General features: G+C 67.0%; 2 protein-coding genes. Both read right to left on the bottom strand.

Features of this window, described 5'->3' with window-relative positions; genetic code table 11:
- Positions 1-64: 64 nt before the first annotated feature.
- Positions 65-904 (bottom strand): IS21-like element helper ATPase IstB, encoded by an 840-nt coding sequence (istB, locus tag B7R22_RS18260; protein WP_116413114.1) that lies wholly within the window; start codon positions 902-904, stop codon positions 65-67.
- Positions 901-2,208: an IS21/IS408/IS1162 family transposase gene (locus tag B7R22_RS18255; RefSeq protein WP_437184162.1), complete on the bottom strand. Its 1,308-nt coding sequence runs from the start codon at positions 2,206-2,208 to the stop codon at positions 901-903. Before B7R22_RS18255 ends, istB begins: the two co-directional genes overlap by 4 nt.
- Between the last annotated feature and the right edge of the window lie 159 nt (positions 2,209-2,367).

Below are 2,367 nucleotides of genomic sequence, written 5' to 3'. Positions count from 1 at the left end.
TTGACGGCGCTCAGCGAATTTCCCCAGTCCTGCTCGTTGAAACTCCCCAGGTCGCGGGGTTAGGTTAGCGCAGGTTTGTGCCGGTGGTGATGCGGCGTAGTTCGTCGGATGCTGCGGTGTGGTTGCGGAGCCGGTAGGAGGCTCCGTCGAGGGTGACGACGACGGAGCGGTGCAGGAGTCGGTCGAGCATCGCGGCGGCGACGGTGGTGTCGCCGAGGATCTCGCCCCAGGCGCCGACGGGCCGGTTCGTGGTGATCACGATCGACGTTTTCAGGTAGCGCTGGTTGATGACCTGGAACAGCGCTGACGCGGCCTCGGCGGGCAGCGGCAGGTAGCCCAGTTCGTCGATCACGAGCAGCGTCGGGCCGGCGAAGAACCGCATCATCGTGCCCCACTTGCCCTCGATCGCGGCGCGGTGGCAGCGGGCGGCGAGGTCGGCGGCGGAGGTGAAGTAGGTGCGGTAACCGGCCTGCACTGCCGCGTGTCCCAGGCCGGTGGCGAGGTGTGTTTTCCCGACGCCGGGCGGGCCGATGAGGAGCACGTTGGTTGCGGTTTCGAGGTAGCGGCAGGTGCCCAGCTCGGCGAGCAGTGACCGGTCGATGCCGGAGGCGGCGTCGAGGTCGAAGTCGTCGAGGGTTGCGCCGGTGGGGAGGTTGGCGAACCGGAACCGGCCGGCCAGGCGGCGGGCGTCGGTGGCGGTGACCTCGACGGCGAGCAGGTGCTCGAGTGTCTGGGTAAGCGACCAGCCCTCGGCCTGCGCCTGGTCGAGGACGCGCGGCAACGCCTCGGCTGCGTCGGCGAGCTTCAGTTCGGCTAGGTGGCCTTTCAGCTGCTGGTAGATGCTCGCCGACGTCGCTGCGGTCATCGTGGTCGAGGCGGTCTGGGGTGTCGTCGGTGTTGTCATTGGAGGGTGTTCCTGTTCTTCGCGGCCTGCTCGTAGGCGGCCAGGTTGATCACGGTTGTGGTAGGGGCTGGGGTGCCGGCAAGTTCTGCGGCGGCGGTGCGGGCGCCGGTCCCCGGCGGGATGCGTTCCTTCTTCCGGTGAGGGCGCCCGGGAGGCGCCGACGCCAAGGCGATCGCTTCGAGTGCGGTGACGTGTCCGCTGTCGCGGATCGTCACCCCGAGCCCAGGCTCGGCGATCTGGTGTCGGGCGAGCACGATGCCGGAGATCGTGGCGATGTCGATTGTCGCCGCGCCGAGCCGTTGATAGACAACAACCTTCGTCGCGGCCAGCTCGGGCGGGACGGAGTAGCGGTTGCCGCGCCAGTCGATCAGCGCCTGCCTTGTCGCAGTGCGCTCTTCCGTCACGACGACGGGGAACAACGTCGGGGGCAGCGGGGCGAGGCGTTCCGCGGCGAACATGACCGCCGCGGTCGTGGACCCATCCCGACCCTCACGGCGCCGCCCGTCCTGGCTGGAGGCGAAAGTGGTGAGGCTGTGCTGCGCCTGCTCGGGTGTGAGCTCATCGGCCAAGTTTCGCCACCACCGCTGCGCCGCGGTGTGGTTGTTCTTCTCCACCACCCCTTTTCGGTTCCCGGAGCGGGGCCGGCATGCAACCACGCTGACGGCATGATGTTTGGAGAACGCGGCAAACATCGGCGTTAGATCACTCGTCCCGGCCTTCAGGACCGTGCTCATCCGGTCGAACCGCCAGGTCTTCGTCACACCGCCCAGCAGGTCCAGCAGCACCGTCATCGCGGCCAGCAGGTGCGGCTGGTCCATCGATGGTGAGATCACCGCCCGCCAAACACCGGAGTGCGCCAGCGACCCCACGAGGACGTAGGCGCGTTTCGTGGGAAACACCCACCCGATCGGCGCGTCGGGCAACTCGACCCAGTCGAACTGGGTCTCTTCCCCGGGCGGGTGCTCGATGATCGCGTTCGGTCGTTTCGTCACATGCGCGCAGGCCGTGCATGTCGGCCGCAACCCGCGATCCCGAACCTGGCGAGTCAGCGTCGGGTAGGAGCCGGTAAAGCCCAGCGGTCGTAACTCGTCGAGCAGTGTCACCGCCCAGAGGTGGGGATCTTCGGTAAGCCTCGCCGTGACATAGGCGATGAACTTGTCGAACAAGTCCGGAGTAGCACGTTTGCGTTGCCCCGGGGCGGCCTGTCGGGCCAGATAAGCCCGGATCGTTTTGCGGTCGTGGTCGGTGCGGCGGGCGATCTCACTGATCGTCATCCCTTGTCGTTTGAGCGCGTGGATGTCCACGTCGTCCTCCTCTGAAAGCATAGGAACAGGGCCTTTCTCGAGCTGGTGTGTGGTCGAAGACCATCAGCATCGAGGGAGGCCCGCTTCTATGCGCGGAAGCGACCCGGGGTGGGGAATTTCAGTGAGCAGAACTGGGGAATTTCAGTGAGCGCCGTCAGT

It is taken from the genome of Subtercola boreus, assembly GCF_003399635.1.
GTDB classification, from domain to species: Bacteria; Actinomycetota; Actinomycetes; order Actinomycetales; family Microbacteriaceae; genus Subtercola; species Subtercola boreus_B.
The sequence above is the reverse complement of the archived record's forward strand: the minus strand, read 5'-3'. Positions and strand labels throughout refer to the sequence as shown.